This is a genomic window from Mycobacterium sp. E3251, from assembly GCF_001666835.1.
Lineage (GTDB): Bacteria > Actinomycetota > Actinomycetes > Mycobacteriales > Mycobacteriaceae > Mycobacterium.
Genome location: NZ_LZJF01000060.1, coordinates 49,701 through 63,238, shown reverse-complemented (window position 1 = coordinate 63,238; position 13,538 = coordinate 49,701). Strand labels below are relative to the sequence as shown.

Here is a 13,538-nt window from a genome sequence, read left to right as displayed (position 1 = left end):
GCGGTTGCTGTCGCCCCAGTTTGGTGACCCAGACCGCGGGTATCCGGCGAGACCATAACCTTCTCGACAAGCCTAGGGAGACCCCAGTGTTCGTTCACAACAAAGATCTTCAATTCGAGGTCAGAGTCGACAAGCCGGACCCGCGGTTCGCGACGTTGCTGCAGGAGCAGTTTGGCGGCGCCAACGGTGAACTCAAGGCTGCCATGCAGTACTTCACCCAGGCGTTCGTCCTGCGCGGCAAGAACCCGAAGCTGTACGACCTTTTCATGGACATCGCCACCGAAGAGCTCAGTCACCTGGAAATGGTCGGGTCGATGATCACTATGTTGCTGGACGGTCTCAACGACAACCTGAAGATCGCCAACGAGACGTGTGACTGGATGCCGGCGGTGGCCAGCGGCGACGGTCGCGACCAGATCATTCATCAAGTCGCGGTCAACCCGCTTTATCTCGCGCTGAACGGGGGCAGCCCGGATGTGAGCAACTCCCAGGGCGTGCCCTGGATGGGCTCCTACGTCAACGCCAACGGCGATCCCACGGTGGATCTGCGCAGCAACTTGGCCGCCGAATCGCGCGCGAAGATCGTGTACGAGTACCTCAAGCAGTACACGGACGATCCCGGTGTGCAGGACACCCTCAGCTTTTTGATGACGCGCGAGGTGACGCACTACCAGCAGTTCACCGCGGCGCTCAACGAGCTACCGGTTAACTTCCCGCCGGGGCAGTTGCCGGGCGACCCGCGCTTCCAGAACGTCGCGTTCAACATGTCCAACGGTGGCGGCGAATCGATCCGCGGCCCGTGGAACGAGGGCCAGGGGCCGTGGCCCAAGGGTATGGAGTGGGACTACGTCGAGAAGCCCGAACAGCAGTGGCTCGGCGGCACCACTCGGCAGAATCAGGGCGCGCAACAGAACCCGCAGGGTTCGCCCGCCATCACGGCAGAGAAACCGTTCACGCACGAACAACACAGTCCCACAAGTTAATTGGAGACAAGAAGGCCGGGCGTTGAGGATCCAACGCCCGGCCTTCGAGTTTCTACTTGACCTGCGGGTCCGGCGGGTTGTCCTCCGCGCGGCCGGTCAACGCGTCGCGCACGTGGTCGACGACCGCCGCCCCCATCCCCACCGTCTTGAGCACCGCCGGGTTGGGCGGGGTGCCCGGATGGGGGCGGGTTGGAGCGATCTTCTTTGCCTGCTCCAGCATTTCGCCGATCTTCTCCAACTCTTGTCGGCTGATCGCCAGCTCGACCTGCGGCCACACCACGTCCTGCTCGTAGGCGATGTGCTCGCGGCCGGCTTTGACGAACTCCTGCAACGCCTCGTGATAGTCCGGCTCGCCGGGCTTGCCGTCCTCGAGCCGCTGCAAGAGTTGCTTACCGGCCTGCTCCTGCTCGATCGCCTTGTCGACGATTCCGTCACCGATGGCCTCGCGCACCGCCGGCCAAAAGAATTGCTCCTCAATGGCTTCGTGTTGCGACTCGGCGATGATGAGGTTGTTCACCACGGTTTCCAGACCGCTCGCTTGGGCGCCCGAGCCCGACGGCGCCCCGTCGAGCGTCTCGAACAGACCGAGGACACTTTTGTGGTCCTGGCGAAGAAAAGTGATTGCATCCATGCGTTGCCTTCCAGTTGGGCCTGTCACTCGAAGTGGCCTGCGGATACCCGGGCCCGTGGCGTTGAAACGGCCGCCCGCGGCGCAGGCTCCAGTGCGGTTGTGGCAAAAGAGCGTCGTTTCAACCGGTCTCGCCCGGGGTAGGTCGCCGAGCCCGGTTCCGTCTAGTGCAACTTGGGCAAGACGTTGGTGCGGTAGAAGTCGATCGCCGTCAGCGGATTGCTCTGGGGGAAATGCAGAAACGGCACGGCGCCGGCGTCGAGGACCGTCTGCACGGCGTTGATGTGGGCCGCCGGGTCGGTGCCGACGGTCCAATTGGCGAGCACCTTGTCGACGGGATTGACCGCGGCGGCGCGCTGGATTTCGACCGGATTCGGCTGGTCGACGGCGCCGGCGGTGAAGCGCCACAGGCCGGCGGCCGTCGTCGCCTCGGTGTTATCGCCGACGACAGCGAACAGCTCCGCGCGCTTGCCCAGGCTGCCCGGGTCGCGGCCGGCGGCCTCCGCGCCGGCGCCGAATGCGGCCACCAGCGCGGGATTCGTGACATCGCGCGCTTGACCGATCCAACCGTCACCGTATTGACCGGCCATGGTCGCGCTTTTGGGTCCGCTGGCCGCCACGAAGATCGGTGGCGGTGTGGCCGGTGTGTCGTAGATCTTCAACGAGTTGGTCTGAAAGTAGCGGCCCGCGAACGACGTTCGCGATCCGCTCCACAATTCGCGGATCAGCTTGATCGCCTCGACCAGCCGGTCGTGGCGTTCGGCGTATTTGCCGAACGTGTTGGTGGCCGCCTGTTCGTTGAGCCGTTCCCCGGTGCCGACCCCCAGGAACACCCGGCCGGGGCTGAGGATGGCCAGCGAGGCGAAGGCCTGTGCCACCACGGCCGGGTGATAACGGTAGGTGGGGCAGGTGACTCCGGTGCCGAACCCGATGCGGCTGGTGGCGTTGCCGACCAGCGCGAGCGTCAGCCAGGGGAACATCGAATGGCCCTCGTTGTCCTGCCACGGCTGGATGTGGTCGCTGGCCCAGACATACTGAAACCCGGCCTGTTCGGCCGCCTGCGCTTGCGCCACCAGCTGGTCGGTGCGGAACTGCTCGTGCGAGAGCACCACGCCCACCCGTTTGACCGCGGGCGGCGGCGGGGCGGCGGGGGCGCCGTGGTCATGTTCCGGCCGCCCACAGCCGGCCGGCAGCCCGGCCGTGCCGAGCATGCCCGCCCCGGCGGCCATCCGCCCGAATGCGCGACGCGAAACGCCGGTCACCGCCCTAACGTACCCGCCGCTTCGGTGATGACACCCGAATGTGGTTCACCCGCTAGCCTGACTCGGATGACTCCCCAGCCACGGCCGGCGCGGAAGGCCGACGTCCGCGACCTTTCACTCACCCTGGGCCGGGCCTTCTACGACGACCCGGTAACAACGTGGCTGCTGCCCGACCCGAAGGACCGGGCCGCCAACCTGCACCGGTTGTTCGCGACGATGACCCGCCACCACCATCTGGGCTGCGGCGGCGTCGAGGTGGCCTGCGACGGACCGGACATCGGCGCGGCCGCGCTGTGGGATCCGCCGAACCAATGGCGCGAGACCCGTCGGGGCGAACTGGCGATGATTCCGACGTTTCTGCGGGTGTTCGGCCTGCGCACGGCGAGGGCACGCGGCCTGCAGGAGCTCATGAAGCGCATGCATCCCGAAGAGCCGCACTGGTATCTCGCCGTGATCGGGAGCGACCCGTCGGTGCGCGGGCGGGGGTTCGGGCAGGCGTTGATGCGGTCGCGGCTGGATCGCTGCGACGCCGAATACTGTCCGGCCTACCTCGAGTCGAGTAAGCCCGAAAACGTGCCGTACTACGAACGTTTCGGCTTCACGGTGACCCGCGAGATCGTCGTCCACGACGGCGGGCCAACCATGTGGGCGATGTGGCGGTCGCCGCGCTAGGAGCGGGGTTTAACCCCCCGACCCGGCGGGCAACCGTTCCCGCATGAGCGAAAACCCCCAAGCCGACGAGCTGGTGGACCCCTCGGACTTCCCCGAGGAAGGCGGCCCCGGTGACACGTTGAACGCGAGCGAAGGCACCGACTCCGACGAGTTGCACAATGACGACGGCGACATCGTCGTCGACCCGCCCGAGGACTGGAGCGAAGCGAACCGGTTCGGCATGACCGCGCGGGAGGAGCGCGAGGGCGAATCGCTGGACGCCCGGCTGGCGGAAGAGGAGCCGGACATCTCGCCCGACTTCCCCGCGGAAGGTGGGGATGCGCTCGCCGACGGTCGTCCCGGACGCGCCCACCGGGGCCAGATCGACGGAGCGCCCGAAGACGGTCAGTCCCTGTACGAGGTCGTCGACGAGAACGGAGCGCCGGACTTCACTCAGATCACGGAGTGAGGTAGCCAGTGTTCGACTGTTCACTCCGAGTGCGGCGCCGCTAAGGCTTGCTCTTCCAGCCGGCGATGCCGATGGCGATCATCCGTAGCTGCTTGACGGCGAGCCGCCGAATGTCTTCCAGCGTTTCGGCGCTCTGCGCATCCTCGATCGCCTCCGCGATGACGATCATCGCGTTGACGAACAGGGTCGCGAGCACGTTGAGATCCTCAGTGGTCCACTCGTGCAGCCGCGGGAAGCGCGCCAGGTCGGTGGCCAGTTCGGACGTGATCAACCGGATCTCGGTGCGGATCGCATAACGCAGCACAGCGAGACCGCTGTTGCGTTCACGGGCAATGAATCGCCAGTGTTCCCGCCGCTGCGCAACACTGGCGACCAGGATCTCGACGGATGATTCGATCACCCGGTTCGGGTCGAGCTTGCCGGCACGCGCGTCGCGCAGGGTGTCGCGCAAGCTGCGGAATGACTCGTCGATCAAGACCAGCCCGAGCGCCTCCATCGACTCGAAGTGGCGATAGAACGCGGCCGGCACGATACCGACCTCGCGGGTCACCTCGCGCAGGCTGAGACTGGAAAAGCTGCGGTCCTGCAGCAGCTTGAGTGCCGCGGCGATGATTGCGCGACGGGTCGCCTCCTTGCGCTCCTCACGCGACCGACTTTCGCGCGTGCGCTCGCGACCAGAACCGCGCACCCGTGAGCTAGGAGTACGGCTGTTCACTATGTGAACCCTACCACAGACCTGCGGAAACCCTTGACTGACCGGGGGGTATGGTCCCACAGTGTACATATGTTCACTCAAACCGCTCAGACTTCGGGTCGAGCCCTCGCTCGGACTTTTCGGAAGCGAGTCTTGGGTTCAGACCTTCTCGATCTGCTCACCGGCCCGCACGGCGTCGACCGGTACACCGAGCTGGTGGCGCCGACCTGGACGCTGGGGGAGGCCCGCGCCAAGGTGATCGACACGCGCCGCACCACCGCGCGCAGCGTCACCCTCACCCTGGCTCCGAATGACAGCTTCACGTCCGCCCATACCGTCAAAGCCGGCCAGTACGTCAACCTCAGCGTCGAGATCGACGGGCGCCGGCACACCCGCTGCTACTCCCCGGCCAACGCCGAGGGGAGTGCCCATCTCGAGCTGACGATCGGGCAGCACGACGGCGGGCTGGTTTCGAACTACCTGTACGAACACGCCCGCCCCGGCATGGTGTTCGGTTTGGCCGGCGTCGGCGGCGACTTCGTGTTGCCGGTGGAGCGGCCCCGGCGGGTCCTCTTCGTTTCGGGTGGAAGCGGCATCACACCGGTCATGGCCATGGTGCGCACCCTGATCGCCGAGGGGCACCGCGGTGAGATTGCCTTCATCCATTACGCCCGGAACGAGCGCGAGGCGTGCTACCGCGATGAGCTCGCGACGCTGACCGGCGTCCGGGTGCTGCACGGCTACACCCGAGCCGACGGCGGCGATCTCGCCGGCCGGTTCGGCGCCGCGCATCTGGCCGCCGCGATGCCGTCACCCGACGCGGTGTTCGTCTGCGGGCCAACGCCTTTGGTCGATGCCGTCCAAACCCACTGCGACAACGTCCACACCGAGAGCTTCGTGCCACCGTCCTTCGATGCGCCCGCCAACCCCGCGGGCGGGCGGGTTACCTTCTCCGACAGCGGGGTCGATGTCGTTGACGACGGACGTCCCCTGCTGGAACAGGCGGAATCGGCCGGCCTGTCACCCGAAAACGGCTGCCGGATGGGCATCTGCCACACCTGCACGCGGCGAAAGACCGCCGGCACGGTGCGCAACCTGATCACCGGCGCGGTCTCGACCGGCCCCGACGAGGACGTGCAGATCTGCGTGTCCGTCCCGGTCGGCGACGTGGAGCTCTCGCTTTAACCTTCGGAAAGGAAAAGCCATGACACAGAACAAGATCCACCTAACCCCCGAACAGGCCGACGCATTCGGCCGCGAACTGGATGCCATCAGGGAACGCGTGATGGCCAGCCTGGGCGCGGAGGACGCCGACTACATCCGCCGCGTCATCAAAGCCCAGCGCGCGCTGGAAGTCGGCGGCCGCGCGCTGCTGTTCCTGCCGCCCGCCTGGCTGCTGGGGACCACCATGCTCGGGTTGTCGAAAATCCTGGACAACATGGAGATCGGCCACAACATCATGCACGGCCAATACGACTGGATGCGTGACCCGAACATCTCCGGCCGCTCCTTCGAGTGGGACACCGCGTGCCCGGCCGATCAGTGGCGGCATTCGCACAACTACATGCACCACACCCACACCAACATCGTGGGGATGGACCGCGACATCGGCTACGGCATCCTGCGGATGAGCGAAGACCAGCGCTGGCAGCCGTACTTCCTCGGCAACCCCCTCTACGCCTTCTTGCTGATGGTGTTGTTTCAGTACGGCGTCGCATTGCACGAACTGGAAACCGAGCGAATCCGCTCCGGCGAAATCGCGCTCGCCGACAAGCGCGACGTGCTGCGCGCGATCTGGAAGAAGACGCGCCGGCAAACCCTCAAGGACTACGTGGCCTTCCCGCTGCTGGCCGGTCCCTTCGCGCCGTTCGTCTTCGCGGGCAACCTCTCGGCCAACCTGATGCGCAACGTCTGGTCGTACATGATCATCTTCTGCGGCCACTTCCCGGACGGCACGCAGGAATTCACCGTTGAGGAGACCAAGGACGAGTCGCGCGGCCAGTGGTACTTCCGCCAGGTCCTCGGTTCGGCAAACCTGACCGGCGGCAAGCTCTTTCACCTGCTGTCCGGCAACCTGTCCCACCAGATCGAGCACCACCTGTTCCCGGACATGCCGGCGCGGCGCTACGCCGAGATCGCGCCCGAGGTGCAGGCGATCTGCGAGCGCTACGGCATCCCGTACAACCGCGGCCCGCTGCTGCGGCAGTTCGGCACCGTCGTCCGCAAGATCGTCCGGCTCAGCGTCCCGGACTCGGTGCTGCGGAAGGCCACCGCCGACCGGTCGGCCGATCCGGTGCCCGCTGCTGCCTGACGGCCGCCCATAGCCCCCGCACGTGACCCGGGCATTCACGTGCGGGGGCACAATGGGCTGCGTGGAATGGACCGGCGCGCGCTATGCGGACAAACCGACGGTGGAGGCATCGACGTGGATCGACGCCGACCCATCCCGGGTGTGGAGCCTGGTCTCCGATATCAAGCTCATGCCGACGCTCAGCAACGAGCTGCAGGCGGTGGAGTGGGCCGAGGGTGCCGACGGCCCGCGGGTGGGCGCCCGCTTCATCGGACACAACGAGCACGACGCGTTCGGGCGATGGACCACCACCTCGCAAATCGTCGCGTGTGACGAGCCGCGCGAATTCGCCTGGGCCGTCGGGGAACCCGACAACCCCGCGGCGATGTGGCGGTTTCGGCTGAAGTCCCGCGATGGCGGCACGGCGCTGAGCTACTGGATGCAGATGGGTCCGGGACGTTCGGGGCTGTCGGTGGCGATCGAATCGATGCCCGACAAGGAACAGAAGATCGTGTTCGTGCGGATGCGCGAGTTCGAAGGCGCGATCGGCAAGACGCTCGCGGCCATCAAGAGACTGGCCGAGCACGGGGTGCGCTGATGCGCACCGCCACCACGGTCGAGTTGTCGAGCGCCGGCCGTGAAACCGTGGCCTTCGTCGTCGAGGCGGAGAAGCTGGGCCTCGATGTGTGCTGGGTGGCCGAGGCCTGGGGCTCCGACGCACCCTCGGCCCTGGGCTACCTCGCGGCGCGGACCGAACGAATTCTGCTCGGGTCAGGCATCCTGCAGGTCGGCGTTCGCTCGCCCGTCATGGTCGCTCAAACCGCCATCACGCTGTCGAACTTGTCGGGCGGGCGTTTCCTGCTCGGGCTGGGCGCGTCCGGCCCGCAGGTGATCGAAGGCTTGCACGGCGTCTCGTTCAGCCGGCCCCTGGCCCGCATCTCCGAGACCGTCGACATCGTCCGGCAGGTGTTCACCGGAGAGAAACTCTCGTACTCGGGCAAGCACTTTCAGATTCCGCTCCCCGGCGGCGAAGGGGTGCCGATGCGGTTGTCGACCCGGCCCGAGCATCCCATTCCGATCTACCTGGCCGCGCTGTCACCGGCCATGCTGCGGTTGACGGGCCGGGTCGCCGACGGGTGGCTGGGGACCAGCTTCGTCCCGGAGGGCGCCGGCGCCGCCTACTTCTCGCATCTTGACGAGGGTCTGGCCGCGGCCGGCCGCACACGGGCCGACGTCGACATCTGCCAGGGCGCCGAGGTCGCCTTCGCCTCGGACGAAGACGAACTGCGCGCGATGGTGGCCGGCCGCAAAAAGGAGCTCGCGTTCAGCCTGGGCGGGATGGGATCGTCGAGCACCAACTACTACAACCAGGCCTACAGCCGGCAAGGCTGGGCCGGCATCGCCGCCGAGGTGCGCGAGCGCTGGCAGCGGGGCGACCGCGCGGGCGCGGCCGCATTGGTGACCGACGACATGGTTTTGGCCACCACGCTGATCGGCACCGAGGAGATGGTCCGCGCGCGGCTCGCGGTGTGGCGCGACGCCGGTGTGAACACCGTGCGGCTGTACCCGGCCGGCGACACGCTGGACGCGAAGCTTCGCACGCTCGGCCGGGCCGTCGAGTTGGTTGCCGAGGTCTAGGACACGTCTGTCGGGGCCTCGGATGCCCTGACGAGCTTCACCTCCGGCCGCTCCGGCACGCTGTCCGCCAGGAACCACCGGAAGGCAAGGTTGCCGCGCGGATAGCCCAGCGTGGTCAGCGAATTCGGGTGGCCGGTTCGATCGCGGGACAAGACGATCGTCACGGAGCCGTCGCTGTTGAGGGCGGCGCTGTGGCCGTTGACCGAGCAGCGGGCATCCGGGCCCTCGGAGGCGCCGAAGGTGGCCATGAACTGGTTCCAGACCACCATGTTCCAGAATCGGCACGCCGGCGGCCGGTGGGTTATCACCAGCGCCTCGTCGGCGTCGAGCACGAAGCTGCCGTAGGAATAGCACGCGTCGCGCGCTGACCAACCGAAGTTTGCGTCGGGCACCTGATAGGGATCGGCGAATTCGTTTGCGGCATGGGCGGTTTCGTGCCCGAGCGCGTGCTCGTCGTCGACACGCGTCCCTACGGCCAGCGGCACGATGGCGAACATGGTGCGCAACCAGGTCGCGACCGCCCGCAGGCTCGCGGCGGTCTCGGCGTCGCCGTGGCGGATCGGCTCCGGATCGTCGAGCGCCTCGATGCGCCAGGTGACGGGACGCCCGGTCAGCGGATCGGCCTGGTAGTCGCGGGTCATCAGCACCGCGGCGTCGGGGGTAGGGCCGAGTTCGAAGGCGAAGTTGCCGTCGGCGCCCACGTCGAGATCGCTGTCACGGACGATCGCGACCACCCGGTCGGACCACGCGCCCGGTGCCGGCTCGTTGTAGGCGGTCACCGAAAAGTACACGCTGTCACCGCGATTGCCACTGATACGGTATCGGCGCTGCGGGTCGACCGGGCACATGAAGTAGTAGGCGTCGGTGTTGTCGCCACCCCAGCGGCGGTCGCGCCGGAACGGTGTGTTCACCGCGACGAACTGGGGCCGGCCGGGCTCGGGGAACAGGTAGGCGTCGAACGCCACGCCGAGCGTGCTGGCGAGCATGCGGTAGCCGTCGGCGATGTGGCGGTCGTCGGTCACGGCCCGGTCGCCCTCCAGAAAGGGGCGGTCCAGGGTGCCAAGCGTGCCGAGCAACTCCTGCCAGGCGGCCGTCGTTTCGTGCGTCATGCGCGGATTCCCTTCAGGAGCAACGTGGTTGTGCGATCGACCCAGGCGTCTCCGAGTTCGCCGACGCGGGTGAGCAAGCCCATCAGGGTGATGCCGGCGATGGCGTCGGTGAGTTCGGTGGCGGTCACGTCGGGCCGGACCTCGCCGCGGCCCGCGGCCCGCTCCAGCAACTCGGTCACGCCGCCGCCGATGACGCCGGCGAATCGGTCCAGCAGCGCCGAGTGCAGGGTCGGGTCCGCGGCCATCTCGCCCACCAGCCCCGGCAGGGCCGCCCTGGCGGCCGGCGTCGTCAGGAAAGCCATTGAGCGACGGACCATTTCGCGCAAGTCCTCGGGCAGTGACCCGGTATCGGGCAGCTCCGTCGCGACACCGATGGGAAACACCGCCTCATGGACCAAGTGCGCCTTGCTGGGCCAGCGCCGGTAGATCGCCGGCTTGCTGGTCCCGGCGCGATCGGCGATCGCGGAGACCAAGAGCCCCGCATAACCGGTCTCGGCGAGCAGCTCGACCGTCGCGGTCAACACCGCGCCGTCGATGCGCGGGTCGCGGGGCCGGCCAAAATCCACTACCATTACGAAACTGAGAGTAACATAAGTCGCCGTGACCGACGCCGTTCGCCTCGATGACCTCGCCGCGCCCCGTTTCAGCGCCGAGGCACAACAACTGCTCGACATGATGGCCACGCTGGCGCCGGACTGCCCCCTGGATGCCGACGCGTTGCATGCGAGGGCCGCCGCGGACACCGGCCTGGACGACTTCGGCCCGGGCGACTACCGCGAACGGCTCGACGTCTACCTGGCCGCGCTGCGCGACATCGACGGGCTCCACCCGGCCGGCGTGGTGAACTTCTACGGGCAGCTGCTGCAGTTGCTCAAGAACCGGCTGCTGTTGACCGACCTGCTGCGCCGGCATCCCGAGATCGACGAGATCGAGCTGCAACCGCCGGTGGTGATCGCCGGCCTGCCCCGCACCGGCACCACCCATCTGCACAACCTGCTGGCGACGCCGCCCACCTTTCGCACCATGCCGTACTGGGAAAGCGTCGAACCGTTTCCGTTGCCGGCCGAGGCCGGGGTCGAGCCGGATCCCCGCCGGGCGCGGATGGACGTCGCGGTCGGGCTCATCAACACCGTGATGCCGCACTTCCCGCTGATGCACGAGATGACCACCGAGCACGTCCATGAAGAGATCCAACTGCTCGCCAACGATCTGTCGACCATGCTCTTCGAGACGCTGGCCGACGTGCCGCGCTGGCGCGAGTACTACCAGGCCCACGAACAGACGCCGCACTACGCGTACCTCGCCCGGCAACTCAAGACCATGCAGTTCTTGCGGGGCGGGCGGCGCTGGCTGCTCAAGTCGCCCCAGCATCTCGAGCAGGTGCCGGTGCTCGATCGCGTATTCCCGGGCGGCATCGTGGTTTTCACGCACCGCGACCCGGTGCCGGTGGCGCTGTCGATGATCGCGATGATCACCTACTCCGCGCGCATGCACCGGTCGCCGGTGCCCGTGGAGCGGATCGCGGCGTCGTGGATCGACCGCCTCGAGGACATGCTCACCGCCCTGGTCCGCGACCGGGAAACCATCGGTCCAGACCGCTCGATCGACATCCGGTTCGACGACTTCATGGCCGACGAAACCGGTGTCGCCGAGCGGGTGTACGCCCTGGCCGGCGAGCCGTTCACCGACGAAGTCCGAACGGCGATCGACGAGTACCTGGCCGGTCACCGCCGCGGCCGGCTCGGGAACGTCGCGACCTCCTGCGAGATGTTCGGCCTGGACGAGGCCGACCTGCGCGGCCGCTTCGCGCCGTACGTCGAGCGGTTCCTGGCCTAACCCGCGGCGGCCCGCTACGTTCTCACTTCATGGTCACAATGCCCGCGCTGGACGGTGTCGAACACAGGTATGTGGATCTGGGAAGCGGTGTGACGATCCACGTGGCGGACGCCGGCCCGGCCGACGGCCCGGCGGTGATGCTGGTGCACGGATTCCCCCAGAACTGGTGGGAATGGCACAACCTGATCGGGCCGCTGGCCGCCGACGGCTATCGCGTGCTGTGCCCCGACCTGCGCGGCGCCGGCTGGAGCTCGGCGCCCCGGTCGAGTTACACCAAGGCCGAGATGGCCGACGATCTGGCGGCCGTCCTGGACCGCCTGAATGTCAAGGCGGTCAAGCTCGTCGCGCACGACTGGGGCGGCCCGGTCGCGTTCATCATGATGCTGCGCCACCCGGAGAAGGTGACCGGCTTCTTCGGCGTGAACACCGTTGCGCCCTGGGTGAAGCGCGACTTGCGCGCGGTTAGGAATATCTGGCGGCTCTGGTATCAGATCCCGATTTCGTTGCCGGTCATCGGGCCGAGGCTGATCAGCAACGCCAATTCGAGGGCCAGCCGCCTGCTCGGGGCATGGGTGGGTGGCGGCTACACGCTGCCCGAGGAGGACCTCCGTCTCTACGCCGAGTGCATGCGCCAGCCCGGCCACGCGGAGGCGGGTTCCCGTTGGTATCGCAGCTTCCAGACCGGGGAGATGCTGAGCTGGATGCGCGGCGAGTACGCCGACGCCCGCGTCGAGGTGCCGGTGCGCTGGCTGACCGGCACCCAAGATCCGGTGATCACGCCCGACCTGACCGACGGATACGCCGACCACATCGGCGATTTCGAGGTGGAGCTGGTCGACGGCGTCGGCCATTGGATCATCGACCAGCGACCCGAGCTCGTACTCGACCGGCTGCGGTCCTTCCTGCGCGGCGAAGGTTAAGCGCCGGCGCCTCAGGGCTGGACGAGGATGCGGATCGGGTTGCCCTGCTGGCGTTCGAGCATCTCGATGCCGTGCGCCACGTCCTCCAGGGCGACGATCTCGCTGATCGACCGTGAAAGGTCAAGGCGCCCAGCCGAAACCAGCTTCGCCAGGGTCTCGATGTCGACGTTCTGGTAGCCCAGGTGGCCGAGCACCTGCTTGCGGGTCAATCCGAACAGGGAGGTGGGCCCGACGGTCGGCGCCTCGGCGCTCATCCCGACGCCCACCAGCCGGCCGCCCGGGGTGAGGCAGTCAAGCCCCTGCTCGAACGTCGCCTTCAGCCCGACGGCGTCGAAGGCCACATCCAGCAGCCGGCCGCCGGTTATCCCCGCGATCTTGTCCTGTAGCCCGTCGTCGCGGGAGTCGAACGCGTAGTCCGCGCCCACGGCCAGGGCGCGCTCCAGAACCGCGGGGTTGACGTCGACGGCGATGATCGGCACGGCACCGACCAGCCGCGCCAGCTGGACGATGTGGGTGCCGAGGCCGCCGACGCCCCACACGCCGACCGACTCACCGACCGCCACCTTCCCGGTCCGCACGACCGCACCGAACGGCGTGGACACCGCGTCGGCCAGGATCGCCGCCTGCTCCAGCGGCACGTTGTCCGGTACCCGGGTCAGGCCAGCCGCCTGAGCCAGGGTGTAGTCGGCCCATGCCCCGTCGTAAGCGAAAGCCATCAACTGGATCCGCAGGCAATTCACCACATCACCGCGCCGGCAGTTCGCGCATTTCTGGCAGGGCCGGCCTGCGGCAACCACGACACGGTCACCCTCGGCCCAGCCGGTCACCTCCGGGCCCAGCTTCGCGATGGTGCCCGACGCTTCGTGGCCCTGGGTCACCACGGGTCGCTGCGCCGGGAAGGTGCCGTTGATGAGGCTCAGGTCGGAATGGCAGATGCCGCAGAAGGCGACCTTGACCAGGACCTCTCCTGGACCGGGCTCCGGTATTGGAACATCTTCGAGCGCAACCGTTTTGGTGTCCGCATAGAAGCGCTCGGCGCGCATCGTCGTCGCCATGGG

The 13,538-nt window shown here is 67.6% G+C and carries 15 protein-coding genes; 9 read left to right on the top strand and 6 right to left on the bottom strand.

All coding sequences use genetic code 11. The features are described from left to right. The first annotated feature begins 86 nt into the window (after positions 1–86). Positions 87–983 carry a manganese catalase family protein gene (locus A5697_RS08435; protein ID WP_067946870.1) on the top strand — a complete coding sequence of 299 codons (897 nt, stop codon included), beginning with the start codon at positions 87–89 and terminating at the stop codon, positions 981–983. 52 nt (positions 984–1,035) lie between these two features. Here the strand turns inward: A5697_RS08435 and A5697_RS08430 are convergent, their stop codons facing one another. Further along, complete coding sequence (locus A5697_RS08430) at positions 1,036–1,614, bottom strand: hemerythrin domain-containing protein (protein WP_068009649.1); 579 nt, start codon at positions 1,612–1,614, stop codon at positions 1,036–1,038. A 161-nt stretch (positions 1,615–1,775) separates the two neighbouring features. Further along, positions 1,776–2,873 carry a F420-dependent hydroxymycolic acid dehydrogenase gene (locus A5697_RS08425; protein WP_068009646.1) on the bottom strand — a complete coding sequence of 366 codons (1,098 nt, stop codon included), beginning with the start codon at positions 2,871–2,873 and terminating at the stop codon, positions 1,776–1,778. A 66-nt stretch (positions 2,874–2,939) separates the two neighbouring features. On the opposite strand from A5697_RS08425, the gene A5697_RS08420 reads away from it, so the two are divergent. Both A5697_RS08420 and A5697_RS08415 read left to right on the top strand, forming a co-directional pair. Then, entirely contained in the window at positions 2,940–3,545 is a 606-nt protein-coding gene (locus A5697_RS08420; RefSeq protein ID WP_067946865.1) for a GNAT family N-acetyltransferase, read from the top strand. 43 nt (positions 3,546–3,588) lie between these two features. Then, positions 3,589–3,993, top strand: a complete 405-nt coding sequence (locus A5697_RS08415; RefSeq protein ID WP_067946863.1) for a hypothetical protein — start codon at positions 3,589–3,591, stop codon at positions 3,991–3,993. A gap of 40 nt (positions 3,994–4,033) precedes the next feature. On the opposite strand, the gene A5697_RS08410 is transcribed toward A5697_RS08415, so the two are convergent. Further along, entirely contained in the window at positions 4,034–4,681 is a 648-nt protein-coding gene (locus A5697_RS08410; protein WP_197500959.1) for a TetR family transcriptional regulator, read from the bottom strand. A gap of 96 nt (positions 4,682–4,777) precedes the next feature. On the opposite strand from A5697_RS08410, the gene A5697_RS08405 reads away from it, so the two are divergent. The 4 genes from A5697_RS08405 to A5697_RS08390 are packed head-to-tail and all read left to right on the top strand — an operon-like array spanning position 4,778 to position 8,615. Further along, positions 4,778–5,872 (top strand): ferredoxin reductase, encoded by a 1,095-nt coding sequence (locus A5697_RS08405; RefSeq protein WP_067946859.1) that lies wholly within the window; start codon positions 4,778–4,780, stop codon positions 5,870–5,872. A gap of 19 nt (positions 5,873–5,891) precedes the next feature. After that, positions 5,892–6,998 carry an acyl-CoA desaturase gene (locus A5697_RS08400; protein ID WP_068009644.1) on the top strand — a complete coding sequence of 369 codons (1,107 nt, stop codon included), beginning with the start codon at positions 5,892–5,894 and terminating at the stop codon, positions 6,996–6,998. A 52-nt stretch (positions 6,999–7,050) separates the two neighbouring features. Then, positions 7,051–7,575: an SRPBCC family protein gene (locus tag A5697_RS08395; protein ID WP_197500958.1), complete on the top strand. Its 525-nt coding sequence runs from the start codon at positions 7,051–7,053 to the stop codon at positions 7,573–7,575. Further along, complete coding sequence (locus A5697_RS08390; protein ID WP_067946856.1) at positions 7,575–8,615, top strand: LLM class flavin-dependent oxidoreductase; 1,041 nt, start codon at positions 7,575–7,577, stop codon at positions 8,613–8,615. Before A5697_RS08395 ends, A5697_RS08390 begins: the two co-directional genes overlap by 1 nt. On the opposite strand, the gene A5697_RS08385 is transcribed toward A5697_RS08390, so the two are convergent. Then, positions 8,612–9,724, bottom strand: a complete 1,113-nt coding sequence (locus A5697_RS08385; protein ID WP_067946853.1) for a DUF1214 domain-containing protein — start codon at positions 9,722–9,724, stop codon at positions 8,612–8,614. The two genes, A5697_RS08390 and A5697_RS08385, sit on opposite strands and share 4 nt — an antisense overlap. Next, positions 9,721–10,296 (bottom strand): TetR/AcrR family transcriptional regulator, encoded by a 576-nt coding sequence (locus tag A5697_RS08380; protein ID WP_068009641.1) that lies wholly within the window; start codon positions 10,294–10,296, stop codon positions 9,721–9,723. The genes A5697_RS08385 and A5697_RS08380 overlap by 4 nt, the downstream gene beginning before the upstream one ends. A 28-nt stretch (positions 10,297–10,324) precedes the next feature. Between A5697_RS08380 and A5697_RS08375 the strand changes: the two genes are divergently transcribed. Both A5697_RS08375 and A5697_RS08370 read left to right on the top strand, forming a co-directional pair. Next, positions 10,325–11,560 carry a sulfotransferase gene (locus A5697_RS08375; protein WP_068009640.1) on the top strand — a complete coding sequence of 412 codons (1,236 nt, stop codon included), beginning with the start codon at positions 10,325–10,327 and terminating at the stop codon, positions 11,558–11,560. A gap of 29 nt (positions 11,561–11,589) precedes the next feature. Beyond that, positions 11,590–12,480 carry an alpha/beta fold hydrolase gene (locus tag A5697_RS08370; protein ID WP_068009638.1) on the top strand — a complete coding sequence of 297 codons (891 nt, stop codon included), beginning with the start codon at positions 11,590–11,592 and terminating at the stop codon, positions 12,478–12,480. A gap of 11 nt (positions 12,481–12,491) precedes the next feature. Here A5697_RS08370 and A5697_RS08365 read toward each other — a convergent pair whose 3' ends face one another. Next, a complete protein-coding gene (locus A5697_RS08365; RefSeq protein ID WP_067946845.1) occupies positions 12,492–13,535 on the bottom strand; it encodes a zinc-binding dehydrogenase in 1,044 nt (347 codons plus the stop codon). Positions 13,536–13,538: the final 3 nt, after the last annotated feature.

Excerpts from the sequence above, each read along its gene's own strand:
- A5697_RS08430 (WP_068009649.1), bottom strand. The coding sequence starts at position 1,614 with ATGGATGCAATCACTTTTCTTCGCCAGGACCACAAAAGTGTCCTCGGT.
- A5697_RS08420 (WP_067946865.1), top strand. The coding sequence starts at position 2,940 with ATGACTCCCCAGCCACGGCCGGCGCGGAAGGCCGACGTCCGCGACCTT.
- A5697_RS08415 (WP_067946863.1), top strand. The coding sequence starts at position 3,589 with ATGAGCGAAAACCCCCAAGCCGACGAGCTGGTGGACCCCTCGGACTTC.
- A5697_RS08405 (WP_067946859.1), top strand. The coding sequence starts at position 4,778 with ATGTTCACTCAAACCGCTCAGACTTCGGGTCGAGCCCTCGCTCGGACT.
- A5697_RS08400 (WP_068009644.1), top strand. The coding sequence starts at position 5,892 with ATGACACAGAACAAGATCCACCTAACCCCCGAACAGGCCGACGCATTC.
- A5697_RS08395 (WP_197500958.1), top strand. The coding sequence starts at position 7,051 with ATGGGCTGCGTGGAATGGACCGGCGCGCGCTATGCGGACAAACCGACG.
- A5697_RS08390 (WP_067946856.1), top strand. The coding sequence starts at position 7,575 with ATGCGCACCGCCACCACGGTCGAGTTGTCGAGCGCCGGCCGTGAAACC.
- A5697_RS08385 (WP_067946853.1), bottom strand. The coding sequence starts at position 9,724 with ATGACGCACGAAACGACGGCCGCCTGGCAGGAGTTGCTCGGCACGCTT.
- A5697_RS08380 (WP_068009641.1), bottom strand. The coding sequence starts at position 10,296 with ATGGTAGTGGATTTTGGCCGGCCCCGCGACCCGCGCATCGACGGCGCG.
- A5697_RS08370 (WP_068009638.1), top strand. The coding sequence starts at position 11,590 with ATGGTCACAATGCCCGCGCTGGACGGTGTCGAACACAGGTATGTGGAT.
- A5697_RS08365 (WP_067946845.1), bottom strand. The coding sequence starts at position 13,535 with ATGGCGACGACGATGCGCGCCGAGCGCTTCTATGCGGACACCAAAACG.